The sequence below is a fragment of the Streptococcus sp. NLAE-zl-C503 genome (assembly GCF_900104285.1).
GTDB lineage: Bacteria > Bacillota > Bacilli > Lactobacillales > Streptococcaceae > Streptococcus.
In genome coordinates, this window is record NZ_FNJT01000001.1 from 789,710 (window position 1) to 814,659 (window position 24,950).

Genomic DNA, 24,950 nt, shown 5'->3' on the forward strand with positions numbered 1-24,950 from the left:
CTTTCTTATCTTCTTTTCAATGAATCATCATACTTTCTAAGTATACCACATTTGCTCTTAGATGTGAAAGGGAGAATTACTTTTCCCATTGCAAAGGAGACAAAAAAAAGGTACAATGTAAAAAATCACAGGAGGTCTGGAATGACGAAACAAAGCAAATACCAAGCAGTTGTGTCCTTTCTAAAAAAAGGTATTGAATCAGGAAAATTCCCAACTGGAAGCAGACTTCCCTCTATCCGTCAACTGAGTCTGGACTTTCATTGTAGCAAGGACACTGTCCAACGAGCCCTGCTAGAATTACGCCATGAACAATACCTCTATGCCAAACCCCAGAGTGGTTACTATGTTCTAGAACAAGGTCAGCATCAGGACTTGGAAATCGAGGTTACTGACGAACACGCCACTGCTTATGACGACTTCAGACTCTGTGTCAACGAAACCCTGATAGGCCGAGAAAACTACCTCTTCAACTACTATGACAACCAAGAAGGCCTTGAGGAACTCAGACAATCTGTCCATCAACTCCTCTTTGACCAGGCTCTCTACTGCAAACCAGATCAACTGGTTCTAACATCTGGCACCCAGCAAGCTCTCTTTATCCTTTCTCAGATCAACTTCCCGAGCAAGGGAGAGGAGATTCTAGTTGAACAGCCTACTTACCACCGGATGAACCGCCTCTTGATCGCTCAGGGATTGGCCTATCAGAGCATTGAACGCCGTATTGATGGCATTAACCTTGAAGAACTAGAAGAACAGTTCAAATCTGGGAAAATCAAATTTCTCTATACCATTCCTCGTTTCCACTATCCTCTTGGCCATTCCTATTCTGATCAAGAAAAAAGGGCCATTCTGGATCTAGCAAACCAGTATGGTGTTTATATCGTAGAGGATGACTATTTAGGGGACCTAGATCCTAGAAAGGGCCAAACCTTCCACTATCTGGATACTGAAGATCGGGTCATTTATATCAAGTCCTTCTCAACCAGCCTCTTTCCAGCCCTTCGCATTACCGCTCTCATTCTCCCAAATGCCCTAAAAGAGGCCTTTGTTTCCTACAAAAATATCCTGGACTATGACAGCAATCTCATCATGCAAAAGGCTCTCTCTCTTTACATCGATAGTCAGTTATTTGAAAAAAATCGACTGGCTCGACTGACCCTTCAAGAGAACTATCAGGCTCGGATAAAGGAAGTGCTTAAAAAAAATACCTGTCCCTTGCCCTACTATCCTCTACATGATGGCCTTCTCCTTGATTTGAGAACCTATCCTAAAATTGCTAGTTTAAAGCATAGCTCACTCAAACCAGACTTCTTTGAAGAGGCTTATTTGGATGCCTGTCCTTATCAGTTCGCCAAAGTCACTCTCGAAAATCTAGAAGCACTATTACAATACATAAAAGCAGAATTGGATTAAACTCCAACTCTGCTTTCTTTTTACTGTTCAACTTCTGTTAGTTTCGCTGCTTTTTCTAGATAGGTTTGATAGGTTCCGTCATCTTTCATTTTTTGGATAACCTTATCTACTACTGCTTTCAAGTCTGATTGATCCTTCTTGATAGCAACGGCATTGGCTTCGCCATCTTTCATCGTCAAAGTAGCTGTCGCAACGACAAGGTCTGAGTTTTTACCTACGTAACTAAGAGCAACTGGTTCATCCATATGAACAGCATCCACTTTTCCAGCCTGCAATTCATTGACTGCTTCACCCATATTGGTCAAGGATGTCAATTGGGCATTTGGCAATTGTTCCTTGACCATGGTTTCTGGAACAGTTCCCTTTTGAGCTGCGATATTTGCACTTGCTAGGTTTGAAAGATCCTTGTATTTGTCTAAATCGGCTTTTCTAACCAAGAAACTCATCTTGTTTTCATAGTAAGGGATTGAAAAGTCAAAGACTTCCTTTCTCTCATCGGTGGCACTAATTCCTGCAATAGCCAAGTCAGCCTTTCCAGTTTGAAGACTGGTCAAGGCATTGTCAAAACTCATACTAGAGATTTCAAGCTTAACTCCAAGTTCATCTGCAATCGCCTGAGCCATATCAATATCTGCACCAACCACTTGGTTTTTACCATCTACCAAGGATTGGAATTCAAATGGCGCATAGTCTGGGCTGGTCGCAACAACTAGCTTTCCTTTCTATTTAATAGCCTCCACAGCAGACTGGGAACTATCCGTACTTGACTGACAGGCTACTAAAATCATGCTGGCAAGCATGCTACACACAAGTAATGTCCATTTCTTAAACTTCATAAATAAACGACCTTTCTGTTATTTCTGAATAATTATAACCTATTTGAAAATACTTGTCAACATTTTCAGAATTTTCATTTCAAAAAAATTCCTTTTTATTCAAAAATAAAGACTAATCTGAGTTGATTAGTCTTTTTAGTGCATATTTAATCCATTTCTTAGAGTTCGACGATTTTACCTGTTTCAAAGTAAACAACCCATTCACAGATATTTTTTGCATAGTCTCCGATACGCTCCAAGAAAGAAATGACCTGGAAGTAATCACGACCTGTAACGATAGCTTCAGGGTTTTTCTTGATTTCTTCTGTAGCCAAATCTCGGATGCTATCAAAGTAATGGTTGATTTTTTCATCCATAGCCGCAACTTCATAGGCTTGGTCCACAGAGCCGTTCAGATAGAGATCTAGAGCTGCTTCAACGAAGTTTTTCACATCGCGTCCCATCTTTTTGATTTCTTCTTCAACAGAAGGGATACGTTGTTCCCCCTTCATACGAATAGTCGCCTCAGCGATAGACACTGCATGATCTCCCATGCGTTCCACGTCAGAAACTGCCTTGAGAACGGTCAAGACGGTACGAAGATCTTGCGAAACAGGTTGCTGGAGGGCAATCATTTCAAATGATTTCTTTTCCAACTTCACTTCATATTCATTTACTTCTGCATCGTCTTCGATGACTTCTTTTGCCAAATCACGGTCATGCGTGACAAAGGCACGCACTGTACGATTGATCTGCGAAAGCACTTCTTGTCCCATGGCGTAGAACTGGTTGTGCAATTTCTCTAAATCTTCTTCAAATTGAGATCGTAACATCTTTCAACTCCTTATCCAAATTTTCCTGTTATATAATCTTCTGTTTCCTTGTTTTGAGGGGAAAGGAACATCTTCTTGGTATCGTTAAACTCGATTAAATCCCCATCTAGGAAAAATCCTGTCTTATCAGAGATACGAGAAGCCTGCTGCATGGAACGTGTTACCAAGAGCATGGTGTATTTGTCTTTTAGACCATACAAGGTTTCTTCAATCTTACCAGCCGAGATAGGATCCAAAGCTGAAGTTGGTTCGTCCAAGAGGATGATTTTAGGGCTGGTTGCCAAAACACGGGCAACACAGACACGTTGCTGTTGACCCCCTGAGAGACCAATGGCCGAATCATGCAAACGATCCTTGACTTCATCCCAGATAGAAGCACGTTGCAAGGCCTTTTCTACTGCTTCATCAAGGACCTGTTTATCCTTGACCCCATTGATACGTAGTCCGTAAATAACATTTTCGTAAATAGACATAGGGAAGGGATTGGGCTGTTGGAAAACCATGCCAATTTCCTTACGCAATTCAACCGTATCGGTACGTGGACTGTAGATATTGTGGCCATTATAAATCACTGTTCCAGTTGTTGTCACCTCAGGATTTAAATCGCCCATGCGGTTGATAGCCTTGAGCAGAGTGGACTTTCCTGATCCAGAAGGACCAATGAGGGCGGTTATTTCCTTGGGTTGGAAAGAAAGGGAAACACTGTTCAAAGCCTTCTTTTTATTGTAATAAACGGACAGGTCTTTAACCTGCAAAATCGGTTCTGTCATACTGCTTCCTTTCTAACCAAAGTGTCCCGTTACATAGTCATTGGTAGACTGTAGCTTGGCATTTTGGAAAATGTTGGACGTCTTATCATACTCGATCAAATCGCCCAAGTAGAAAAATCCTGTGTAGTCACTCGCACGGGCGGCCTGTTGCATACTGTGGGTAACGATGATGATGGTAAAATCCTTCTTCAATTCCAGCATTGTTTCTTCCAGCTGGGCTGTCGCAATCGGATCCAAGGCTGAAGCAGGCTCATCCATCAAGAGGATATCTGGCTTAACAGAGATGGCACGAGCGATACAGAGACGTTGTTGCTGACCACCTGAAAGCATCAAGGCTGATTTGTGGAGGTCGTCTTTGACCTGATCCCAAAGGGCAGCCTGTCTTAGAGAGGTTTCTACAATTTCATCAAGTACTTTCTTATCCTTAACACCTGCACGTTCATGAGCAAAAGTGATGTTGCGGTAAATAGACTTGGCAAATGGATTTGGACGTTGAAAGACCATTCCGATATGCTTACGCATCTCATAGACATTGATTTCAGGACGATTGACGTCAATTCCTTGGTAAAGAATTTGACCTGTTACCTTGGCAATGTCAATGGTATCATTCATCCGATTGAGACTACGGAGATAGGTAGATTTCCCAGATCCTGATGGACCAATCAAGGCCGTTATTTTATTTTTTTCAAATTGCATATCGATGCCCTTGATGGATTCATTTTTACCATAGTAAACATGTAAATCCTTGGTTGAGAGGGCCACTTTTTCTTCAGGGAAGGTGATGATATGCTTTTCATCCCAGTTATATTTTGACATGGCTTCTCCTTTAGGCAGCGGTTAATTTCTTGTGTAAATAGCTTCCGAGTTTGCGAGCTCCAAAGTTAAAGATTAGGATAAAGATGAGGAGCACCGCGGCAGAACCAGCTGATACGATGGTAGCATCAGGAATGGTTCCTTCACTGTTGACCTTCCAAATGTGGACAGCCAAGGTTTCTGCTTGACGGAAGATTGAGATAGGGCTGGTAACACTAAGGATATTCCAGTTAGACCAATCAAGGGCTGGAGCGGACTGTCCTGCCGTATAGATAAGAGCGGCGGCCTCACCAAAGATACGGCCAGATGCCAAGACAACACCTGTTACAATACCTGGAAGAGCTTCAGGAATGACGACATGGACCACAGTCTCCCAACGAGAAATTCCAAGGGCCAGACCAGCCTCACGTTGCGTATGGTGAACGTGTTTTAAACTGTCCTCGACATTTCGAGTCATCTGAGGAAGGTTAAAGACCGTCAAAGCCAAGGCACCTGAAATAATAGAAAATCCATACTCAAACTGAACGACGAAAATCAAGTAACCAAAGAGACCCACAACGACTGATGGTAAAGAAGACAAAATCTCAATACAGGTACGAATAAAATTGGTCACAGGCCCTTTTTTGGCATACTCAGCAAGGAAAACGCCAGCTCCCATAGACAGGGGAACAGAAATGATCAAGGTAATGACCAAAAGGAAGAAGGAATTATAGAGCTGAATCCCGATACCCCCACCTGCTTGATAAGAGGAGGATTTCCCAGTCAAGAAGGACCAAGAGATGTGCGGTAACCCTCTCACCAAGATATAGAGAATCAAAGATGCCAAAATGGTCACAATGATACCCGCGATGGTATAGAGGACAGCTGTTGCAAGTTTATCTAATTTCTTAGCGTGCATAGTTTTTCTTTCCTCTTTCTTTCGTAATCAATTTAATCACACTATTAAAGGCTAAACTCATCAAGAGCAAGACCAAGGCCAGTGACCAGAGTACGTTATTATCAACTGTACCCATGACGGTATTTCCGATACCCATAGTCAAAACAGAAGTCAAAGTCGCAGCTGGTGTTGTTAGCGAGGTTGGGATAACTGCTGAGTTTCCGACAACCATCTGAATAGCAAGGGCTTCACCGAAGGCACGCGCCATCCCAAAGACCACTGCAGTGAAAATACCTGAACGTGCTGCTTTCAAGGTCACACGCCAGATGGTTTGCCAGCGAGTTGCCCCCATAGCCAAACTCGCTTCACGGTAATGACGAGGAACAGCACGCAAGCTGTCTGTTGTCATAAAGGTTACAGTTGGTAGGATCATAACAAAGAGAACGAAAATCCCTGACAAAATCCCAAACCCAGTTCCACCAAAGATGCTACGAACAAAAGGCACCACAACTTGCAAACCGATAAATCCATAGACGACTGAAGGAATACCGACGAGGAGTTCAATGGCTGGTTGCAAGATTTTTGCACCCTTTGGTGATACTTCTGTCATAAAGACTGCAGCACCAATAGCAAAGGGAGTTGCGATGAGAGCTGATAAAATCGTCACAATAAAGGAACCCAAAATCATCGGAAGGGCACCAAATTGTTTCCCTGAAGGATTCCAAGTTTGTCCAAAGAGGAAATCAAAGATGTTCACTCCATTGACAAAGAAGGTCGATAAGCCTTTTTGAGCTACAAAAATCAAAATCATCGCCACAATGATGACAATCAAAGAAAGGCAAGTGAAGGTCAAACCTTTACCAAACTTCTCAAGGCGAGAGTTCTTTGAAGGAGAGAGTAATTTTTTAGATAGTTCTTCTTGATTCATTATTGACCTCCTTCTACTGCTGTAACGGTATCTGAAGCATCCTTTTGAACTTTCATTTCATTGATAGAGATATAGCCCATGCCCTTAACAATCCCATTTTGGGCTTCATCTGAGAGGACGAATTTTAAAAATTCAGTCGCCAACTCATTTGGCTTACCAAGTGTGTACATATGTTCATAAGACCACAAAGGCCAGTTGTTGGTCGTTACATTTTCAGACGTAGGCTCATACCCATTGAGCTTCATGGTCTTGACTGAGTCATCCACATAGGCAAAGGCAAGATAAGAAATGGCTCCTGGAGTTTGGGAGACAATCGACTTGACCATTCCATTGGAATCCTGCTCTTGGCTCTGCATAGCAGATTGGCCATTCATTACGACATTGTCAAAGGTTGCTCGTGAACCAGAACTTGCTGCTCGGTTGATGATTGAAATTGCCAGGTCTTTGCCCCCAACCTCTTTCCAGTTAGTCACTTCACCTGTAAAGATTTTGCGAAGTTGCTCGGTTGTGAGATTTTCAACATCCACTTCTTTGTTCACAATCACTGCCAGACCAGCCACTGCAACCTTGTGATCTACTAGAGCTGAAGCATCAATTCCATCTTTTTCCTCAGCAAAAACGTCAGAGTTGCCAATATCTACAGCTCCAGACTGTACCTGAGAAAGTCCTGTTCCCGAACCTCCACCTTGAACGTTGACTGTTTTTCCGATATTTTTTGAACCAAATTCGTCTGCTGCGGCTTCAACCAAAGGCTGAAGAGCAGTTGATCCGACGGCTGTCATGGTTTCTCCACGATCAATCCAGCTTGCACATCCTGCTAGAGAACCTGCCAGCAAAAGAGTCGCAAGAGATAGGACGAGCTTTTTTCTTTTTTTCACTATTTTTCTCCTTGAACATAATGATGAATGCTCTGATTTCTTTCTGTTCCTATCATATCAATTAGTGATGATAAGATTTGGTTTACGATTTATAGACTGGAAGCCCCATTGAGGACCAGTCAATTCATCACATAATATAAGTAAAAATGAAAGACTATCAGAAAAAACTCATACTTCCAATATAACATAGAATAGATTCTTTGACTAGCTTTTTCACTTGAATCTGAGCCCTTTTGGATAATAATTTTTCAAAACATTTCCAGTAACTTTTGCAAAGCCCAGACCGTTTCCTTGAACCACAACTTGATACCATCCATTTGGTAGACTTTCAGCTAGCTGAACTGTTTCCCCAGCCACATATTTTACAAAATCCTCATCATTGATTTCGACTGTTTGCAAAACTTGACTTGGTTTTAAGGCTAATCCCAGAGCAAAGCTTGGTTCGAAGCGTTTTTTCTTAAAAGTACCCAGATGAAGCCCATTTCGGGCAATTTTGAGTTTCCCTAGATCAGGTAACATCTCCGGCAAGAGATAAAGTTGGTCTCCAAAAGTTTGTAGTACGCCAGTTAGCGATATTTTGAGATGTTTTTGGGCAAATTCTTGCCATAAGTTCTGCTGTTCGCGACTGAGATTGGTCTTGCTGGCCTTGAATTTGGGTGCTGGATTTTCTCCCTTAAACTGCAGGTGGGCTACAAACTGGCCTTCTCCCTTGAAATGATGAGGGTACATTCGAGCCGTTTCAGGAAGATCAATTCCTGCTACCATACCGTTCACATGCTCGACTGGAAGCAATTCAAAATCATAAGCATCAAGCAACCAGTGGACGATTTCTTCATTTTCCTCAGGTGACCAAGTACAGGTCGAGTAGACCAGACGGCCACCTTCAGCAAGCATGGTCACTGCATCTTCTAGAATTTCCCTTTGGAGACTAGCACATTGACTAGGATAATCGGTACTCCAATAATCCATGGCATCTGGCTGCTTACGAAACATCCCTTCACCCGAGCAAGGTGCATCAAGGACTATCACATCAAAATAGCCTTTAAAGACTTTGGCCAAACGGTCCGCGGACTCATTGGTCACGACAACGTTTGTAGCTCCAAACCGCTCCATATTTTCCACTAAAATCTTAGCCCGCTTGTTTGAAATTTCGTTGGAAACAAGGACTCCCTGATTAGCCAGATAGGCTGCCAATTGAGTGGATTTCCCACCTGGCGCTGCCGCCAAGTCCAAGACCTTCATACCAGGAAGGGGCTGAGTTACCTGTGCGACCATTTGGGCTGCAGGCTCTTGCGAATAAACGAGACCCGTCACGTGCTCTGGTGACTTCCCTGAGACCTTGCCATAGTGTCCCCAAGGTGTATGAGGAATGACATCTGCAAACGACAGCTGACTTTCTTTTAAGGGATTGACCCGAAAAGCCGATACCGCTTCCTGTTTAAAAGAGGCAAGAAAATCTCTTGCCTCATCTTCTAGTATCGCTTCATATTTTTCAACAAATCCTTCTGGAAATTGCATTTAATTTTCTTTCCTTTCATAAATATAGGACTGAATCTCTTCTTGCATCTCGATTGGCACCATCATGACAGGCTGACGCGTTTTAAAATCAACATCCTCACCAGAAACTGTAAGAAGACGATAGCCCAGACTGTCTCCTAGGATACTTGCAGCAGCGTAATCCCAAGGTTGCAAATAGGTGATATAAGTCAGCAGACGACCTGATAAAACCTTGGCAAAACTAATGGCCGCACTACCATAGACACGGACTCCCAACGCTGCTCGGCCCAAATCAGCCAAGCCCCACTCATTGGTTTCAAACATACCTGAGTTACCGGCAACTAAAAATTCTTGAAGAGGTTTCTTTTTAAAAGTCGGTAAGAGCTCGTTATTCCGACAAGGAGGAAAGGCACCACCACCATGGTAACAATCGCCTTTCATGACATCATAAATGATACCAAATTTGCCCACACCATTCTCAAAATAAGCCAACATAACAGCAAAATCTTCCTGCTGAGCGACAAAGTTATTGGTACCGTCAATGGGATCAATCACCCAAACAGTGCCCTGACCGACTGCAGCACGTAAACAGCCCTCTTCCGCGCAAATCAAATCTTCTGGATAAGATGCCAAAATTCTCTGAACTAAGAGATCCTGAACTTTCTTATCCAAACGCGTCACCAAGTCTGTAGGGGAAGACTTTCGCTCGACCTGCAAATCTTCTTTCATGTGAGCCAAAATATAGTCAGCAGCTTCTTGCACAATCTGTTTGGCAAATTCAAATTTAGTTTCCAAGAGAAATCTTCCCTTCCCCTTTTTCCTTGGCAGCCTGAACTGCTCGGTAAAGCGAATAGCCACTAACTGTTTCAAATTCTCGTCCCAAACGTTTCTCTTCACTCTTGCTTGGCACAACCAATTTGAATTCCTTGTAAGACTCTAGCAGTTTTTTTGCTTCTACCTTGTCTTCATAGGCAGCTTCAACATCATTAAAAAAAGAAAGCACTGAAGCAAGTTCTTCAGTGCTCCACGACAAATCTAGTGGGTAACTATACTGTTTGTTCATCTATCCAATACCAGCTCTCAATGTTGCTTCTTTTAGTTCTTGTTTACGGTAACTACGAGGGAGAAAAGCACGAATCTCATCTTCATTAAAACCGATCTGCATGCGTTTGGTGTCTATAATAATTGGGCGACGCAAAAGACTAGGATATTGCTCAATCAACTGAAGCAACTCCGATACCGAAATACTCTCTACATCAATATCCAATTTTTGGAAAATTTTTGAACGAGTTGAAATGATGTCATCAGTACCATTTTCGGTCAAGGAAAGAATGTGTTGCAATTCTTTTCTTGTTAAAGGACTGGTCATAATATTGTGCTCCTCAAAAGGAACTTTATGCGTCTCTAACCAGGCCTTTGCCTTACGACATGATGTACAACTCGGTGATAAAAATAGTGTAATCATGCTTTTCTCTTCTTTATCTATACTTTGCTATTCTTATTATACAAAAAAATAAAGCGCTTGACTAGCAATTTCTAGAAAAAAGCCTATTTTTTTCTAGAAAAATAGACTGTATGCGAACGAATTACTCAATTCCAATGAAGTTAATTCACTCCTCGTAAGAATTTTTAACTTCATCTCTGTTTTATCAATGCAACACATTAAAGTATTCTACGACTTTTCAAATAAAGAAAACCAAAGAAACTTTCATAGAGTCCAAAGAAGAGAAGGAAAGCATGGAGGAAGAAGGTCTCTGGTAAAATCAAAATAACGGGATCCTTTGCGGGATCAAAAAGCCAGGTATCATCTCCCACAAAGAGAATCTGATGGAAAAGAGTAAAGAATTGCTCAAAACCAATCAAAACTCCCACAAGCCCAATGACCAGAGGCAATAACACTAGGGTCAGGATACTTTTACGATAGAGGGGTAGAAAGCCTTTTTTTACAATCTTTTTAACAAAGAAATAGAAACATGGTAGTGTTACCAAAGTAACAAACTGAGCCAAGTGGAAGAGATTCTTCACCACCGCAAAGTGGTGCAGGCCTGCCGCTGAAGAACGAAAATCCGGCATCTCTAAGACCTGACTAAAGGGATTGGTCAGGTAATTCATCAAAATTTGAAAGTTGTACTGAATGGTTTCGGATTTTAGATAGACTCGATTCGCTAAGTTCAGCCACTGAATCTCCATGGGATAGAAAATCCAAGCCAGATAAATAGTCAGTAGGATAGAAAGGGAGAGGAAAAAGAGCATACTTCCCCAAAAGGTCAGTTTAGTTTTCATCAAAATTCCACTCCGCAAGGCTAGAAACTACATGAGTTGGTGCAATTGGCAGGTCCGCCACTTCTTCTGCCTTGGTAAAACCTGTTGTCACTAAAAGCGTCGGAATGCCATTATCAATCCCTGCCCGAATATCTGTCAAGTAGTTATCCCCCACCATGAGCAATTCTTCTCGTTTCAAGCCCAAGTGCTCAACTGCCTTATCCATAATGATAGCATTTGGTTTCCCGATATAAACTGGTTTGACCCGTGTTGCTGCTTCAAGAAGGGTTATCAGTGAACCAGCACCTGGCAAGAGACCACGCTCTGTTGGGATATTAAGGTCTGGATTGGTTCCGATAAAGTGAGCACCCTTTTGGATTGCTAGAGTAGCCGTCGCAAATTTTTCATAGTCGACTTGCCAGTCCAGTCCAACTACCACATAGGCAGGATTTTCCTTGTCTTCGACATAACCAGCCGCTTTAATAGCATCTTTGAGCCCTGCTTCACCGACGACATAGACTGTCTTTTCCAGTCCCAAGTCATTCATATAGTCAATGGTTGCTAGAGTTGCCGTGTAGACAGTTGAAAGAGGCGTGTCGATATTAAAATTCTGAGCCAACATCTCTTGAACGCTCTCAGGAGTACGAGTTGTATTGTTGGTCACAAAGAGATAGGGAATCTCTCGTTTTTGCAATTCATGCACAAAAGCCTCTCCCGCTGGAATCCGGTCTTTTCCCTTGTAAATGGTTCCGTCTAAATCAATTAAATAACCTTTATAAGCCATATCGTCCTTTCTAATTGCCTTTAATTTCTTGCCATGTAATCATAGCTTGGGCATTGATCTCGCCATCACTGATGATCTCATGCTTGCTTTCTAGTCCATTGAGTTCATATGCTGAAGCAATCATACCACCTGGTCGCACTTCTTTGACATATTTGAGATTGATTTTCTTTGGAATATACTTGGTCAAAAAATCTGCTCCCATGACCTCAAAAATCCAATCCAGGTATTTACTATTATTGACATGACCATTCATATCCAAGTCGTAAAAACGAACATGGTAGTCTTTACTGATCGGGTCTTCTAGGTTAGCATACTTCGGCCCACGGATGAGTTTTTTATCAAACTCAGACTGGTAAGGAGCAACAATCTCCGGTTCGACAGCATGGACTTTGCGACTGTCTCTGTCCATGAGAACAAAGGTTGCTAACATGCGAATGATTTCTTGGCCTGCTTCATCATAGATGGTGAAACGGCGGTAGCAAAAAAGACGATTGTAAGTCAATGCTTCTGTTTCAATCGTAATCTCCTCAGCAAAGCGAGGCAAACGTACCACGTCAATCTCATAATCTGTGATAATCCAGACCAGATTGTAACGTTCTAACATATCCTTGTCGCTAACTCCCAGCTCAATCGACTGCATACCTGATACTTGCAGGGACAGCAAAATCACATCTGGAAGTTTGATATGACCGTTCATGTCCGCCATATCAAAAGGAATTTTCATTTTCATTTGATAAGTTAAGCCCATTGTTCTACTCCAAAATAAATCGTTCTGCTACAGTGTCTCCCAAGAAGAGACCCCTCTTTGTCATTCGGACACGATCACCGTCGATCTGCATAAGACCTTGTTGAACCAAGTCTCTGACAATTTCTCCATATAGTCCTTCAAAGGACCGTCCGAATTTTTCCTCAAATCGTGTCATGGAAACCCCGGATTTCTTGCGGAGTCCTAGGAACATTTCTTCTTCCATCTGCTCCCTTTGACTCAGGTGTTCTTCTGTAATGCGAGCATTTCCTGCCTCTACCGCATTGAGATAGTGGCGGATAGGCCCGTGGTTTTTATAGCGCACCCCGTTCACATAACCTGAAGCACCCGCACCGATACCATAATATTCAGCGTTGTCCCAGTACATGAGATTGTGGCGACTTTCAAAATCAGGCTTTGAGAAATTGGAAATCTCATAATGCTCAAAACCCGCTCGCTCCAGCTCTGCGATGATGTACTCAAACATCTCAGCTTCCAGTTCCTCCTTAGGCAGAGGCAATTTCCCTCGTCTCATGCGGTTCATAAAGACCGTATGATTCTCCAAAATCAAGCTATAAAGACTCATATGAGGAATATCAAGCGAGATAGCCTTAGCTACATTGTCCTTGACCTGAGCCATAGTTTGACCAGGTAGAGCATAGATTAGGTCGATGGAGATATTGTCAAAACCAGCCAGTTTGAGGCGATCGATATTTTCATAAATATCCTTCTCCAAGTGACTACGCCCAATCTTTTTCAGCATTTTGTCATCAAATGTCTGCACACCTAAGGAAACACGATTGACTGGCGAATGTTTCAAAACCGCGATTTTATCCGCGTCCAAATCTCCTGGATTGGCCTCAATAGTCAGCTCTTCCAAGGCAGACAAGTCCAGGTTTTTAGTCAAGCCATTCAAGAGCACCTCTAATTGCGGAGCAGACAAAGCCGTTGGCGTCCCTCCTCCAATGTAGAGAGTTCGCAACTTTTGGATATCATAAGAACGAAACTCTTCTAGCAGATGCTCCAAATAACTATCTACTGGTTGATTCTTAATAAAAACTTTTGAAAAGTCACAATAATAACAAATCTGTGTGCAAAAGGGGATATGCACATAGGCTGACGTTGGTTTTTTCTGCATAGTATTTATTATACCACAAAGACTGGTTGCAGATAAAAATCACCATCTCCAAAAATCAGAGATGGTGATACATTACACTTCAGTAATATCGATGATGATTTCTTCTTGGTCTTCAGCGACGTCTGGAGTTGCTGACTGTTCTTGCCACTGCTCCTTGAGATTGTTAAAGGTTTCCTTTGACGCTTCTGTCGCTTGTCGAGCACATGTTTTGGCTTGGTCAAGGACACTATCAAAAGTGATTTCACCAGATTCTACTTGTTCCTTTGTTTTCAGCACAAAGTCCCTTGCCTGTTCCTTCACTTCAGTTAGTTTCTCACAAACCTGCTCTCTAGCATATTCTGGATCTTCTCTCAAATCATCTAGAAAATCCTGAGCTTGACTACAAACTTGCTTGCCCTTGTCACTCGTCAAAAACAAAGCAAGAGCTGCACCAGAAACCGTTCCTAAAAGGATTGAGGATAGTTTTCCCATAAGATTTCTCCTTTTTTATTTTTTGAAAAATTTACTTGCGACACGGAGTGCAGATAATCCTGCACCTGTTTTAATGGTCTTTGATCCAGCAGATGAAGCTTTTTTGCCCAAAACACGTGCATGTTGGTTGAGATCAGATACTGACTCAGACAAGTCCGCCACAGCCGTAAAGAGTGGATCAATCGTCGCAACTTTGATATTGATATCGTCTGCTAACACATTGACCTTAACCAACAATTCATTGGTCTGATGCAAGGTAACGTTCACATCTGAGCTCAACGTTTTGATGGTTTTCTCTGTCTCATCAATCATACGACCTGCTTTTTGAATCGTGATTGTCAAATAGATTAAACAGACAATCAAAGCAATCGCAACAAGAATATATGCAACTTCTAACATTTATTTTTCCTCCTCTGTATGATAGAAAGGGGCTTTCTTTCGATTTTGATAAAGTATGATAAAAATACCGAGTCCGATAAGAACGACTGATAACCATTGGGAAACTCGCAGACCAAAGAACATGAGACTGTCTGTCCGCATGCCTTCGATAATCATACGACCAAAGCCATACCAAATCAAGTAGAAAGCCGTGATCTGACCACGTCTGATTCCCTTTAATTTTCGTCTAAAAATCAAAATCAAAGCAAATCCGATCAGATTCCAAACCGACTCATATAAGAAGGTCGGTTGACGATAGCTCCCCTCGATGTACATCTGGTCACGGATAAAGCCTGGCAAATAATCCAGATTATCTACCGCTGCACCATAGGCTTCTTGGTTAAAGAAGTTTCCCCAGCGTCCTAAACTTTGCGCAACCATGACGCTCGGAGCTGCAATATCTAAGAAATCCCAAGTATTAATCAGCTTTCTATCTGCAAAGATATAAAGGACAATAGCACCCGCTATCAAACCTCCGTAAATGGCCAAACCACCATTCCAGATGGCGATGATTTCACCTGGATTTTGAAGATAGTAATCTAAGCGAAAGAGTACGTAGTATAGTCTAGCACCTAAAATAGCTACTGGAAAAGCAATCAGGATAAAATCCAAAATATCATCTGATAGAATTTTCTTTTTGGGAGCTTCTTTCATGGCAAGATAGACAGCCAAGACCAATCCAGCCACAATACACAAAGCATACCAACGAATGGAAAAAGGACCGATTTCAAATGCAACTGGATTAATCATCTTTCACCTCATTTTGAGCGATCAGATTTGTCAAGCGTTCTTCAAATAAACGTGTCGCATCAAAGCCCATTTCCTTAGCACGGTAGTTCATGGCAGCCGCCTCAATAACAACAGAGATATTGCGTCCTGTTTTTACTGGGATACGGATACGCGGAATCGTTACACCAGAAACTTCTAGTTCTTCGGCATTGTTTCCTAGACGGTCAAAGGTCTTATGGGTATCATAATTTTCCAAGTAAACAGCCAACTGGACTTGTGAAGAATCTTTTACAGCGCTTGCTCCGTAGAGACTCATCACATCAATAATCCCCACTCCACGAATCTCAAGCAAATGCTTCAAAATTTCAGCGGGCTCTCCCCAAAGGGTCATTTCATCCTTGGCAAAGATATCTACACGGTCATCTGCTACCAAACGGTGCCCACGTTTCACAAGCTCAAGACCCGTCTCGCTCTTACCAATACCACTATCCCCCTGGATCAAGACACCCATGCCATAGATGTCCATCAAGACACCATGCACACTCGTACGTTCAGCCAAACGGGAATCAAGGTAGCTAGATAACTCTCCAGATAAACGACTAGTTGATGTTCGACTGGTTAAAATCGCAATCTTACATTCCCTAGCAGCTTTCAACATTTCTTCTGGCACTACTAAGCCACGAGCAACGATGACAGCAGGTGTTTCAGGTAGAAACATTTTCTTCAAAACTTGATAACGGTTATGGGCAGGCATAGCGACCAAATAGGACCACTCCTTCATCCCTAACAGTTGAATCCGTTCTGGAGTATAGTAATCAAAATAGCCCGTCATTTCAAGACCTGGTCTCATAATGTCTGCAGTGTTGATTTCCTTTTCAAGTAACTCGCCTTCACCATAGACAATATCTAGTCTGAGCTTTTCAATGACATCTCTTACTAAAACCGACATAATTTCCTCCTTCAATCGAGTTCTCCCTACTATTATATCAAATTGTAGGAGGAAGTTTCCTTTTTTTTGCAGGATTTACAGTATTTATTTAAAATAAAAAGACTAGATTTCTCTAGCCTTTCATTTCAAATTAGAATTTTTTACGTTTACGAGCTGCTTCTGATTTACGTTTACGTTTTACAGAAGGTTTTTCATAGAATTCACGTTTGCGTGTTTCTTGAAGAGTACCAGCTTTAGTAACCGCACGTTTGAAACGACGAAGTGCATCGTCAAGAGATTCATTCTTACGTACTACTGTTTTAGACATTTTTTTCACTCCCTTCAAGTTCAATATCTATTCTATTCTACACGCAAAATGAATAAATGTCAAGGAAAAAGCGACCATAAACTTTTATTCTCTTTACTTTTTTCTTTTGAAGATGAAATAAATCACTAAGATGCAGAGAATCAAGCCCAAAATCGCTGGTTTCACAATTGATATGCCACTTCCTCCACTAAATAAAAGACTATGGGCAACCTTCAGAAACGCTCCAATTACTACCGTTGCTAATAATCCATATCAACGTCTACTCCATGTTAAGGATATAATCGCCGTAAAAAATGCTAGAATCATCGCCAGAATGATAATTTTTTCAATACTCCATCCGCTCGTTAAATAAGTCTTCTCAAAATTCAAAAACTCAATTACTTTTACATCAACTATTTCCGGCTTTGGGAACCAAAACATGCTAGTAAATAGGCAAAATATAGAAAAGAAAATCAGGCTATAGGATTTTTTATAAGCTCCCATTACAATTGGAATAATAAAGAGAGGGCGAATATACCAACTCAGAGTATTCTGGTGTCTAGTAAACGCCCACTCAAAGAAGCTCGTATCTGATAAAAAAACGACAATGATAGCAATCGTTAGAAACAAGAAAACAATCCCACCTATTTTATCTAACGTTTTTATTTTCATAACTTTTCCCTTCTTGAATTCATAAAATTAATCTATCCATGGCAGATTTTCGCTAAGTGAGTTATCAACCCCTAATCGTTTTAGTGGTAAAATATTAATGTTCTTCCAACTACGCTTTTATTCTATTGTCAAGATATCTATTTGCTCATTGTTAACGATAATTGCTTGGTGGTTATGAAGTGGTAGCAATTCCAGCTGCTTTTTATAGGTTTCAAAGGTCTTCTGACTACTATCAGTAAAAGGTTCCTCACCATAATGTGGAAGGATATAAAAATCCACTTCATCTAATCCCGCTGTATCAGATAACTCTGTCGCTACCGTCTTGTCGTCCATGAGTTTATTGTAGTCAATATCCTTGGCTGTAATGATAGCTCCTGCTGATTCTCCCACATAGACCAGCCCATCTCTTATTTGCTCTTTGATAAGAGATAGGAGTTGTTTTTTCTTTAATTCTTGTAATAAATAAAAGGTATTCCCGCCTGAGATATAAAGAATCTTGCTTTGGAAAATCTTTGCCTGAGCAGTTTCTCGATCACAAGAAGCAATATCTAGAACCTCTATCTCAAATCCTAAATCTCTGAATGTTTGCTGAGCCTCATCGATATAGGCAGTATAGTCCTCTTTGTTCCCAGCGGTAGGAATAAATAAAACCTTTTTTTTCTAGATTTTTTTCCTTTACATAATCGCTAAAAAGATTTTTGACTCCAGCAAAGTATGAACATAAAAATAATTGTTTCATGATTGTACCTCCATTAATGTTTAACAATTTTATAAAGGATCCATGATCCCTTTCTTTGACTAGTTACGAGCTCAAAGCCTACTGATAACAAGAATCGTCTAAATGCTTCTTCGCTTTGGACATCTGGTAAAAAGTAAGACAACTTGTTATACTCACAAGCCAGTAAGAGCATCCCGTCTGATTTGAGTATCCTTCGAAGTTCCATAAAAGAAGCCTCTAGATCCCGCTAATGAAAATGAGTTTGAAAAGCTGTAATCAAATCGAAACTTTCATCAGAAAAGCCTGTCTCCCTAACGCCTCTTCGTTCAAAATTTAGATTAGTCATCTCTATATGTTTGGCTTGAGCTATTGCAGTATCTGAAATATCGATTCCAGTTATGGTACTTTGCGGAAAGGTTTCTTTCAGTAGGATGGTTGAACGACCATTACCAACTCCTACATCTAAGATTACAGGGTAAAATATCCTATCCAGATGACGAATTGCCCATACAAACATGGGGAGATAGGCTCTATTCCACAATTTCATCATTCGTTTTCCTGGAAAGCCCGAAGGTTTTTTTGATTGCTGAATTAAGCGACTAAACAGTAACATTAAAAGTAAAAAACAAATAAAACCGATTATATAAATCAAAGTTCGAGCCTCCCCTGTATAGCTATATTATACCACTTTAGCAGGATAGTGAACATTTGAAGTAAAAAACCACTCACTCCAAAGAGCAAGTGGTTCTTGTAATTTTACTTTTCAAGCAAGCTTAGCGCTTCAGCATCCGCAATAATAGTCACATCAGGGTGGTTTTGTAGGCTACTTGCTGGCAGGCTTTCAGTTACTGGGCCTAACACTGTTCCAGCAATAGCTTCTGCTTTTGACTCACCATAAGCAAAGAGTAGGATAGACTTGGCATCCAAGATGTTTTTAATCCCCATTGAGATGGCTTGAGTTGGAACGTCTTCAATCTTGTCAAAGAAGCGAGCATTGGCTTCGATAGTAGATTGATCAAGTTCTACTAGATGCGTTTGACTGTCAAATGGAGTGCCTGGTTCGTTAAAGCCGATATGTCCATTGCGACCGATTCCTAAAATTTGCAGGTCAACTGGATGGTCAGCCAAAATTTGGTTGTAACGTTCTACCTCAGCTTCAGCATTGTCCTTAATCCCACGGGGTAAGAAGCTTTCTTTAAATGGTTTTTGGTTAAATAAGTGTTCTTGCATAAAGTAACGGTAAGACTGAGGATTGTCTCCGTCAAGCCCTACATACTCATCAAGGTTCACACTGGTTAAATTTGAAAAATCAAGGTCACTCTCAACGATTTCCTTGTAAAACTCAAGCGGACTGCTCCCTGTCGCAAGTCCTAATGTTTGAGCACCATTGGCCAATTTTTCCTTCAAAATCTCAAAAGCTACTTTTCCACCTTCGACTTGATTTTCAACTTTAATAACTTTCATTTCATATCCTCCATATTTCTATATTCATTATATGGTATAGACCAATTTTTGTCAAGTGAAAACGATTTAATTTCTAAAAAAAGAGCGCCCAAACTTGAAACATGCTATAATGGATAAGATTAGAAGTTAGAAAGAATGATGAAAAAAATGAATACAGCTGATTTTGATTTCCACTTACCTGAGGAATTGATTGCCCAAACACCACTTGAAAAACGAGATGCCTCTAAACTCCTCATCGTAAACCGGGAAACGGGAGAGTTTCAGGATAAACACTTCCACTCTATTATTGATATGTTGGAACCTGGCGATGCTCTTGTTATGAACGACACCCGTGTTCTCCCTGCTCGCCTTTATGGTCAAAAGGAAGAAACAGGAGGCCATGTGGAACTTCTCCTTCTCAAAAATACTGCCGGTGATGAGTGGGAAGTTCTAGCAAAACCTGCCAAACGCCTCAAGGTCGACACTCGCGTCAGCTTTGGAGATGGTCGTCTCAGCGCTGTCGTTACGGAAGAATTGACCCACGGAGGACGCATTGTCCGCTTTGAATATCAAGGAATTTTCCTAGAAGTTTTGGAAAGTCTAGGTGAAATGCCACTGCCACCTTATATCCATGAAAAACTGGATGATCGTGAACGCTATCAAACGGTCTATGCTAAAGAAAGTGGTTCTGCTGCTGCACCGACTGCTGGCCTCCACTTCACCAAAGAACTGCTAGCAGAAATCCAAGCCAAGGGTGTCCATTTGGTTTATTTGACCCTCCACGTTGGTTTAGGAACATTTAGGCCTGTCTCTGTTGACAATCTGGACGAACATGAAATGCACTCAGAGTTCTACCAACTTTCTGATGAAGCAGCAGCCACCCTTCGCTCTGTCAAGGAAAATGGAGGTCGTGTTATTGCTGTTGGAACTACTTCGATCCGCACACTGGAAACCATCGGTTCCAAGTTTGACGGACAAATCCAAGCAGATTCTGGTTGGACCAATATCTTTATCAAACCAGGTTACCAATGGAAGGTCGTGGATGCTTTTTCAACCAACTTCCACCTCCCTAAGTCAACTCTGGTTATGCTAGTTTCTGCCTTTGCCGGTCGTGACTTAGTCCTAGATGCTTACCACCATGCTATTCAAGAACACTACCGATTCTTTAGCTTTGGTGATGCCATGTTTATCTATTAAAAATAGCTCCGCCATTTCTTTAGGATAGTTTATTCCTAAGAGATGACAGGGCTATTTCTGTTTAAAGTGTAATTTCTGGGGACTCAGAAGTTAGATGAACCAGTTTGCCTTGAACACCAAAGTAGTCCTTTACCAAGTCCTGTAATTCTTCCATGGCAGACTGAGCACGCGCCGCCTGTTCACCATTGATCGCTTCAATCACTAAGACAGCATCCTTTGTCTCTTCCGTCAACATGGTTCTCTGTGCCTCTCTCCAGTTAAGACAACGACAAACCGCTCCTTCATCATCGTAATAGATGATTTCTTCAGGTAAAGCAGGCGCATCGTTTTCAGCTCCTAGTGGAAAGAAAGGTTCTCCTCCCTTAGCCTGACCAAGATGAAGATTGCCTACAATCTTGTTCACATCTTCGCCACCACAGGGAACCGCATAAGATAGAGAGACACTATTATAGATGTCTACCAAGGGATTGATGGGATTAAACTCTCTTCCCTGACTGACCCGCTTAAGTAGGGCTTCAATCGAAGAACGTGCTCCTTTTTTCGTTTTGAACTTGCTGAAAGCCTGACGCCATTCTTGAATGACATCATTCTGAGTAAAATTCTCATCCGAAATGAAATCCTCAGCTCGTTTAGCTCCCTTATCTAGCAAGGTTTTGAAATAGGGATCCTTGCTTTCATCAACTGTATTATCTAATCCCTTTACTACTAAAACGCTAATCTGTGCTTCTGGAAACAAACTCCAAAATTCATTTTCAACGATAACTTTCATCTTTCACCTCTCATTAAGAATAATTTCTTTTCTGGCCTTTTTTGACCATATCCCAATCACTTGTAATATTTTTTCTAACTCGAATCAGTTGCTTTTCCAGTTCATCGGCTTCTTCCTTAGAAAATCCCTTTAAGGCTGAATTCTCCGAGTAGTGATGTTCAGCAAGGATAAAAGGATAAAGTGCCTCTCCTTTTTCAGTGACAAACCACTCTTTATTTTTCCGATTTGTACTGGTCATTCCTTGTTTTATTAACCCCTTTTCTTCCAGTTTTTTTACTGAACGAGCAACTGTCGAACGGTCAACCTTCAGTAAATCCGACAAGACTTCTTGAATGATTCCTGGGTTCTCCTTGATTCGCACCAAATAAAGATACTGACCACGAGCTAGGTCTATATCACGAAATTCGATATTGGCAATAGAGTCCAAGGCACGTGCTATAATTCCGATTTCGCGTAATAACGACATGTTTCCTCCTCTCGTATCTATGATGATAGAATAGCATATTTTTGTTGCAAATGCAATAAAAGACGCTTTGAAAACAAAGCGTCTTTTTTTATTCTTCATTTTTTAAAAAGAATGTGTTATCACGAAACTTTGGATCCTTCAAACTCTGCACACTGGCATTGATAACTGCTCCGATAATCAGAATCTTTGCGATGAGTATAAACCAGAACATCATCACCACCACGATAATGGAACTGAAAAATCGGACATCGACTAGATGGTTGACATAGTTATTGAAATAGACAGAAAAGATATTCAACAGAAAGACAAGCGTCAGCAAAACAAAGATACTACCAGGAAAAACGTAGCGAATACGAGGGACTCTGACATTTGGAAGGAAATAGTAGAGCATGACCAAGATGGCAAAGAGCAAGGCATAAATCAAAGGGCCTGTAAAGTCCTGTAGGTAATCAAAGAAAGGACTGTCTGATTGCCAGTAAGTTTTGAGCAGGTTGAGCAACATACGCCCAAACATACTCAAAAATAAGGCTAGGGCAAAAAGAATTTGCAAGCCAAAGCTGACGAGTAAACTCATCAATTGATGGGAGATAATACCTCGGCTCTTGGCCACTCCATAGGCCTTATTAAAAGCTTTTTGGAGGAAATCCATTGATTTCGAGAAGGTCCAAAGGGCAGACAAGACTGCAAAACTCAGCAAACCAGTCGATGGTTGAGTCAAGACTTCTCGGGCAATCTTTGCGACCACATCATAGACCGTATCCGGCACAAATTCCTTGATGGTGAGCAAAAAATTTGAAATCGGAATTTGAAAATAGGGCAAAATATTGACCACTATCATCAGCAAGGGGAAGATTGAAACCAACCAATAGTAGGCAACTGCAACACTGGTCAACTCACTATCAGATGCTTGATAATAATGCAAAAAAGCTTTCAATAAGGGCCTGTCCATCAGCTCTTTCCACCACTTTTTCATGTTCCATCCTCCGTCATTTTCTTCATCATCTAAGTTCTTCTGATTAAATCTAGCATATCATAAGGTAAAGTATTTGCGGCTTCTTTCAGAGAATAATTCTCTAAATTATTCACATTTTGGCGTAGTTTTTTGGCATACTTGGCTGTTATCAGTTTAGCTTCTTCGTATTCAAAGATTGCCTTGCGTTCGAGGTAGTAACCTCGTAGCATTTCATCGATATTGTTTGGCTTGATGCGATTGATAACACGTTCGACAAAGGCACCACTTCCGATAATGGCCGTCTCGCGCAGACGAGACTCTTGCATAAAACTAATCAGAGAACTCTTGTAAACCCCTTTGAGATTTTCCAAACTTTCGATAATCAACTCTGTATTTTCCAGATAGAGTTCGGATATTTGATCATAATCAATAGCTCGAAGGCGGCGTTGCTCCTTGTCATTCCAACTACGGAAGGTCTGACCAAGAGTCAGCAACTCATGAAGGAGAAAACGTAAGATACGGAGTGATACAAGGAAGTAATAAGTAAGACGAGATGCTACCTTACGATTGATACTCTGCTCCATATTTTTCAGATAGCGTTGATAAACTTGATAACCACGCTCACCGATTCTCCCTTCCTCGTAAGCCTGTTCCAAACCATCACTTTCGATACTCAAGATGAGGAGTTTTAAAGCCTCCCAGTCCTCTTGAGCTCTCTTATTTTCCTGACTAAGGATGAGGTTTTCAATCCGACCATGGTAATTGTCAATAGCTGCATACAGAGGAAGTTTGTTCTTGTGATGGTCTAGCTCTTTTTCTAATTCTGTAGCTACATCATTCAAAATCGCTATATGCATCAAGTGATCCTTGCTTTCCTCTTGTTCCTCAGATAAGTGAGGGAGAACCAGCAAACCCGTTAAAAAGCTCAATAGTGTAACGCCTGCTACTAGAAAAAGTAAGAGGGGATACTCCTGCTCTAGATTGCTTGGTATGAGAAGAATGGTTGCAATAGATACTGTTCCTTTTACACCAGAGAAGGTCAAAAGAAGCATATCCTTCATGTATTTACGGAGACTTTTCTTGAGGCGGCTTGTTCTCCAAACATAGAAGCCATAAATCATAACAAAGCGAATTGCAAAAAGTAAAAGTGTCAGCAAAACAACCGATACTAATAGTAGTAAGGGGTTATAAAGGGGATTGGTCAGGATAGGTTCTGTTATCATTTCCAATTCCATTCCCAAGATGACAAAGACAGAACCATTGAGCATAAAGGTCACGGTATGCCAAACAGTATCTGTAACAGTATCTACCTGAGCTTCGAGGAGCGTGATTTTTTTGAAACGACTGGCCTTCAAAATCCCTGCAACTACAACTGCGATAATCCCTGAAACATGGATTTCTTCGGCAATAAAGAAGGTCATAAGAGGCAAACTTAACTCTAGCAAGAGTTCACTGGCTATATCTATCGCTCGCACACTCAGTAAAAATGTATGCAAGAAACGATTGACCATAGCTGTCACAAAACCGACTACAAAACCACCAAGGATAGAAATTGCTAGGGAAGTTCCTGCTTGGCTGAGAGAAAAAGTTCCTGTTGTCCAAGCAGCAAGAGCCATCTGAAAGGCAACCAGGCCAGAAGCGTCATTTAAGAGTCCTTCCCCTTTTAGGATATTGGATACCCGTTTTGGGAAACTAAAACGCTCAGACAGAGAAGCAAAGGCTACCAAATCCGTCGGTCCAAGTGCTGCTCCAACTGCTAAACAGGCAGCCAAAGGAAGAGTCATCCAAAGGAAGTGAGCCATGCCCCCCAAGCTTAAAGTCGAGATAAAAATCACAGGAAAAATCAGAAAGATGACAATCCGCCAGTGCTTCAAAATGGACGTAATATCCGCTTCTTCTGCCTCCCGGAAAAGTAAGGGGCCAATAACCATGGCCAGAAACAGCTCTGTATTGAGATGAAAGTCAGTATTTGGCAAAAAGAGACCAATGCCAATTCCTAAAAGGATTTGTACTAGGGGGAGGGGCAAAAAAGGTAAAAGTTTATTGGTCGTAGTTGAAACGATTAAGACTAATAAAAATAGAATCAGGTAAATTAGTAGTGTCATCT

General features: G+C 41.3%; 27 protein-coding genes and 3 pseudogenes. 2 read left to right on the top strand and 28 right to left on the bottom strand.

The window, feature by feature from the left end:
• The first annotated feature begins 141 nt into the window (after positions 1-141).
• On the top strand, positions 142-1,413 hold the full coding sequence (locus BLS46_RS03885; RefSeq protein WP_093585752.1) for an aminotransferase-like domain-containing protein: 1,272 nt from the start codon (positions 142-144) through the stop codon (positions 1,411-1,413).
• Between the two features lie 20 nt (positions 1,414-1,433).
• Here BLS46_RS03885 and BLS46_RS03890 read toward each other — a convergent pair.
• The 24 genes and pseudogenes from BLS46_RS03890 to BLS46_RS04005 all read right to left on the bottom strand — a co-directional run bounded on the left by BLS46_RS03890 (position 1,434) and on the right by BLS46_RS04005 (position 19,480).
• A pseudogene (locus BLS46_RS03890) lies at positions 1,434-2,249 on the bottom strand (ABC transporter substrate-binding protein).
• Between the two features lie 158 nt (positions 2,250-2,407).
• Positions 2,408-3,061 carry a phosphate signaling complex protein PhoU gene (gene phoU, locus BLS46_RS03895; protein ID WP_000946468.1) on the bottom strand — a complete coding sequence of 218 codons (654 nt, stop codon included), beginning with the start codon at positions 3,059-3,061 and terminating at the stop codon, positions 2,408-2,410.
• An 11-nt stretch (positions 3,062-3,072) separates the two neighbouring features.
• On the bottom strand, positions 3,073-3,831 hold the full coding sequence (gene pstB, locus BLS46_RS03900) for a phosphate ABC transporter ATP-binding protein PstB (protein WP_093585754.1): 759 nt from the start codon (positions 3,829-3,831) through the stop codon (positions 3,073-3,075).
• A gap of 12 nt (positions 3,832-3,843) precedes the next feature.
• Positions 3,844-4,647, bottom strand: a complete 804-nt coding sequence (gene pstB / locus BLS46_RS03905; protein ID WP_000049847.1) for a phosphate ABC transporter ATP-binding protein PstB — start codon at positions 4,645-4,647, stop codon at positions 3,844-3,846.
• 10 nt (positions 4,648-4,657) lie between these two features.
• Positions 4,658-5,542, bottom strand: a complete 885-nt coding sequence (gene pstA / locus BLS46_RS03910) for a phosphate ABC transporter permease PstA (RefSeq protein WP_000543055.1) — start codon at positions 5,540-5,542, stop codon at positions 4,658-4,660.
• Positions 5,532-6,449 carry a phosphate ABC transporter permease subunit PstC gene (pstC, locus tag BLS46_RS03915; RefSeq protein WP_001070950.1) on the bottom strand — a complete coding sequence of 306 codons (918 nt, stop codon included), beginning with the start codon at positions 6,447-6,449 and terminating at the stop codon, positions 5,532-5,534. Before pstC ends, pstA begins: the two co-directional genes overlap by 11 nt.
• Entirely contained in the window at positions 6,449-7,327 is an 879-nt protein-coding gene (locus BLS46_RS03920; protein WP_093585756.1) for a phosphate ABC transporter substrate-binding protein PstS, read from the bottom strand. Before BLS46_RS03920 ends, pstC begins: the two co-directional genes overlap by 1 nt.
• Positions 7,328-7,540: 213 nt before the next feature.
• Positions 7,541-8,845, bottom strand: coding sequence for an RsmF rRNA methyltransferase first C-terminal domain-containing protein (locus BLS46_RS03925; protein WP_093585758.1), 1,305 nt, complete (start codon positions 8,843-8,845; stop codon positions 7,541-7,543).
• On the bottom strand, positions 8,846-9,619 hold the full coding sequence (locus tag BLS46_RS03930; RefSeq protein WP_093585760.1) for an inositol monophosphatase family protein: 774 nt from the start codon (positions 9,617-9,619) through the stop codon (positions 8,846-8,848).
• Entirely contained in the window at positions 9,609-9,887 is a 279-nt protein-coding gene (locus BLS46_RS03935; RefSeq protein ID WP_093585762.1) for a UPF0223 family protein, read from the bottom strand. The genes BLS46_RS03930 and BLS46_RS03935 overlap by 11 nt, the downstream gene beginning before the upstream one ends.
• Complete coding sequence (locus tag BLS46_RS03940; protein ID WP_004246303.1) at positions 9,888-10,289, bottom strand: Spx/MgsR family RNA polymerase-binding regulatory protein; 402 nt, start codon at positions 10,287-10,289, stop codon at positions 9,888-9,890.
• Positions 10,290-10,486: 197 nt separating this feature from the next.
• Positions 10,487-11,107 (bottom strand): TIGR01906 family membrane protein, encoded by a 621-nt coding sequence (locus BLS46_RS03945; RefSeq protein WP_093585764.1) that lies wholly within the window; start codon positions 11,105-11,107, stop codon positions 10,487-10,489.
• On the bottom strand, positions 11,097-11,870 hold the full coding sequence (locus BLS46_RS03950; RefSeq protein WP_093585766.1) for a TIGR01457 family HAD-type hydrolase: 774 nt from the start codon (positions 11,868-11,870) through the stop codon (positions 11,097-11,099). Before BLS46_RS03950 ends, BLS46_RS03945 begins: the two co-directional genes overlap by 11 nt.
• Before the next feature lie 10 nt (positions 11,871-11,880).
• Complete coding sequence (locus tag BLS46_RS03955; RefSeq protein ID WP_093585768.1) at positions 11,881-12,618, bottom strand: acyl-[acyl-carrier-protein] thioesterase; 738 nt, start codon at positions 12,616-12,618, stop codon at positions 11,881-11,883.
• A 4-nt stretch (positions 12,619-12,622) separates the two neighbouring features.
• Positions 12,623-13,753, bottom strand: a complete 1,131-nt coding sequence (hemW, locus tag BLS46_RS03960) for a radical SAM family heme chaperone HemW (protein ID WP_093585770.1) — start codon at positions 13,751-13,753, stop codon at positions 12,623-12,625.
• A gap of 72 nt (positions 13,754-13,825) precedes the next feature.
• Positions 13,826-14,224: a YtxH domain-containing protein gene (locus BLS46_RS03965; protein WP_038805994.1), complete on the bottom strand. Its 399-nt coding sequence runs from the start codon at positions 14,222-14,224 to the stop codon at positions 13,826-13,828.
• 15 nt (positions 14,225-14,239) lie between these two features.
• Positions 14,240-14,623, bottom strand: coding sequence for a DUF948 domain-containing protein (locus tag BLS46_RS03970; RefSeq protein ID WP_038805993.1), 384 nt, complete (start codon positions 14,621-14,623; stop codon positions 14,240-14,242).
• Positions 14,624-15,412 carry a prolipoprotein diacylglyceryl transferase gene (gene lgt / locus BLS46_RS03975; RefSeq protein ID WP_038805992.1) on the bottom strand — a complete coding sequence of 263 codons (789 nt, stop codon included), beginning with the start codon at positions 15,410-15,412 and terminating at the stop codon, positions 14,624-14,626. It abuts the gene before it with no gap.
• Entirely contained in the window at positions 15,405-16,340 is a 936-nt protein-coding gene (gene hprK, locus BLS46_RS03980; RefSeq protein WP_180364043.1) for an HPr(Ser) kinase/phosphatase, read from the bottom strand. Before hprK ends, lgt begins: the two co-directional genes overlap by 8 nt.
• 130 nt (positions 16,341-16,470) lie before the next feature.
• On the bottom strand, positions 16,471-16,647 hold the full coding sequence (rpsU, locus tag BLS46_RS03985) for a 30S ribosomal protein S21 (RefSeq protein WP_000048054.1): 177 nt from the start codon (positions 16,645-16,647) through the stop codon (positions 16,471-16,473).
• Between the two features lie 252 nt (positions 16,648-16,899).
• Entirely contained in the window at positions 16,900-17,298 is a 399-nt protein-coding gene (locus BLS46_RS03990; RefSeq protein WP_257367043.1) for a hypothetical protein, read from the bottom strand.
• Positions 17,299-17,415: 117 nt separating this feature from the next.
• A pseudogene (locus BLS46_RS03995) lies at positions 17,416-18,037 on the bottom strand (Type 1 glutamine amidotransferase-like domain-containing protein).
• Positions 18,038-18,050: 13 nt separating this feature from the next.
• Positions 18,051-18,668, bottom strand: a pseudogene (locus BLS46_RS04000) (class I SAM-dependent methyltransferase).
• A gap of 104 nt (positions 18,669-18,772) precedes the next feature.
• Positions 18,773-19,480: a glucosamine-6-phosphate deaminase gene (locus tag BLS46_RS04005; RefSeq protein ID WP_093585774.1), complete on the bottom strand. Its 708-nt coding sequence runs from the start codon at positions 19,478-19,480 to the stop codon at positions 18,773-18,775.
• 147 nt (positions 19,481-19,627) lie between these two features.
• On the opposite strand from BLS46_RS04005, the gene queA reads away from it, so the two are divergent.
• The gene (gene queA / locus BLS46_RS04010) at positions 19,628-20,656 is read left to right on the top strand and encodes a tRNA preQ1(34) S-adenosylmethionine ribosyltransferase-isomerase QueA (RefSeq protein ID WP_093585835.1); all 1,029 of its coding nucleotides are present in this window, start codon (positions 19,628-19,630) and stop codon (positions 20,654-20,656) included.
• A 61-nt stretch (positions 20,657-20,717) separates the two neighbouring features.
• On the opposite strand, the gene BLS46_RS04015 is transcribed toward queA, so the two are convergent.
• The 4 genes from BLS46_RS04015 to BLS46_RS04030 form a co-directional block, all read right to left on the bottom strand.
• Complete coding sequence (locus BLS46_RS04015; protein WP_093585776.1) at positions 20,718-21,425, bottom strand: B3/B4 domain-containing protein; 708 nt, start codon at positions 21,423-21,425, stop codon at positions 20,718-20,720.
• 13 nt (positions 21,426-21,438) lie between these two features.
• Positions 21,439-21,891, bottom strand: coding sequence for a MarR family winged helix-turn-helix transcriptional regulator (locus tag BLS46_RS04020; protein WP_093585778.1), 453 nt, complete (start codon positions 21,889-21,891; stop codon positions 21,439-21,441).
• 88 nt (positions 21,892-21,979) lie between these two features.
• A complete protein-coding gene (locus tag BLS46_RS04025; protein ID WP_038805483.1) occupies positions 21,980-22,864 on the bottom strand; it encodes a YihY/virulence factor BrkB family protein in 885 nt (294 codons plus the stop codon).
• A gap of 29 nt (positions 22,865-22,893) precedes the next feature.
• Complete coding sequence (locus BLS46_RS04030; protein WP_093585780.1) at positions 22,894-24,948, bottom strand: cation:proton antiporter; 2,055 nt, start codon at positions 24,946-24,948, stop codon at positions 22,894-22,896.
• Positions 24,949-24,950 lie beyond the last annotated feature (2 nt).

What these genes read in the sequence shown, in the direction of transcription:
- BLS46_RS03885 (WP_093585752.1), top strand. Translation starts at nt 142, where the DNA reads ATGACGAAACAAAGCAAATACCAAGCAGTTGTGTCCTTTCTAAAAAAA.
- phoU (WP_000946468.1), bottom strand. Translation starts at nt 3,061, where the DNA reads ATGTTACGATCTCAATTTGAAGAAGATTTAGAGAAATTGCACAACCAG.
- pstB (WP_093585754.1), bottom strand. Translation starts at nt 3,831, where the DNA reads ATGACAGAACCGATTTTGCAGGTTAAAGACCTGTCCGTTTATTACAAT.
- pstB (WP_000049847.1), bottom strand. Translation starts at nt 4,647, where the DNA reads ATGTCAAAATATAACTGGGATGAAAAGCATATCATCACCTTCCCTGAA.
- pstA (WP_000543055.1), bottom strand. Translation starts at nt 5,542, where the DNA reads ATGCACGCTAAGAAATTAGATAAACTTGCAACAGCTGTCCTCTATACC.
- pstC (WP_001070950.1), bottom strand. Translation starts at nt 6,449, where the DNA reads ATGAATCAAGAAGAACTATCTAAAAAATTACTCTCTCCTTCAAAGAAC.
- BLS46_RS03925 (WP_093585758.1), bottom strand. Translation starts at nt 8,845, where the DNA reads ATGCAATTTCCAGAAGGATTTGTTGAAAAATATGAAGCGATACTAGAA.
- BLS46_RS03935 (WP_093585762.1), bottom strand. Translation starts at nt 9,887, where the DNA reads ATGAACAAACAGTATAGTTACCCACTAGATTTGTCGTGGAGCACTGAA.
- BLS46_RS03940 (WP_004246303.1), bottom strand. Translation starts at nt 10,289, where the DNA reads ATGATTACACTATTTTTATCACCGAGTTGTACATCATGTCGTAAGGCA.
- BLS46_RS03945 (WP_093585764.1), bottom strand. Translation starts at nt 11,107, where the DNA reads ATGAAAACTAAACTGACCTTTTGGGGAAGTATGCTCTTTTTCCTCTCC.
- BLS46_RS03950 (WP_093585766.1), bottom strand. Translation starts at nt 11,870, where the DNA reads ATGGCTTATAAAGGTTATTTAATTGATTTAGACGGAACCATTTACAAG.
- BLS46_RS03955 (WP_093585768.1), bottom strand. Translation starts at nt 12,618, where the DNA reads ATGGGCTTAACTTATCAAATGAAAATGAAAATTCCTTTTGATATGGCG.
- hemW (WP_093585770.1), bottom strand. Translation starts at nt 13,753, where the DNA reads ATGCAGAAAAAACCAACGTCAGCCTATGTGCATATCCCCTTTTGCACA.
- BLS46_RS03965 (WP_038805994.1), bottom strand. Translation starts at nt 14,224, where the DNA reads ATGGGAAAACTATCCTCAATCCTTTTAGGAACGGTTTCTGGTGCAGCT.
- BLS46_RS03970 (WP_038805993.1), bottom strand. Translation starts at nt 14,623, where the DNA reads ATGTTAGAAGTTGCATATATTCTTGTTGCGATTGCTTTGATTGTCTGT.
- lgt (WP_038805992.1), bottom strand. Translation starts at nt 15,412, where the DNA reads ATGATTAATCCAGTTGCATTTGAAATCGGTCCTTTTTCCATTCGTTGG.
- hprK (WP_180364043.1), bottom strand. Translation starts at nt 16,340, where the DNA reads ATGTCGGTTTTAGTAAGAGATGTCATTGAAAAGCTCAGACTAGATATT.
- rpsU (WP_000048054.1), bottom strand. Translation starts at nt 16,647, where the DNA reads ATGTCTAAAACAGTAGTACGTAAGAATGAATCTCTTGACGATGCACTT.
- BLS46_RS03990 (WP_257367043.1), bottom strand. Translation starts at nt 17,298, where the DNA reads ATGAAAATAAAAACGTTAGATAAAATAGGTGGGATTGTTTTCTTGTTT.
- BLS46_RS04005 (WP_093585774.1), bottom strand. Translation starts at nt 19,480, where the DNA reads ATGAAAGTTATTAAAGTTGAAAATCAAGTCGAAGGTGGAAAAGTAGCT.
- queA (WP_093585835.1), top strand. Translation starts at nt 19,628, where the DNA reads ATGAATACAGCTGATTTTGATTTCCACTTACCTGAGGAATTGATTGCC.
- BLS46_RS04015 (WP_093585776.1), bottom strand. Translation starts at nt 21,425, where the DNA reads ATGAAAGTTATCGTTGAAAATGAATTTTGGAGTTTGTTTCCAGAAGCA.
- BLS46_RS04020 (WP_093585778.1), bottom strand. Translation starts at nt 21,891, where the DNA reads ATGTCGTTATTACGCGAAATCGGAATTATAGCACGTGCCTTGGACTCT.
- BLS46_RS04025 (WP_038805483.1), bottom strand. Translation starts at nt 22,864, where the DNA reads ATGAAAAAGTGGTGGAAAGAGCTGATGGACAGGCCCTTATTGAAAGCT.
- BLS46_RS04030 (WP_093585780.1), bottom strand. Translation starts at nt 24,948, where the DNA reads ATGACACTACTAATTTACCTGATTCTATTTTTATTAGTCTTAATCGTT.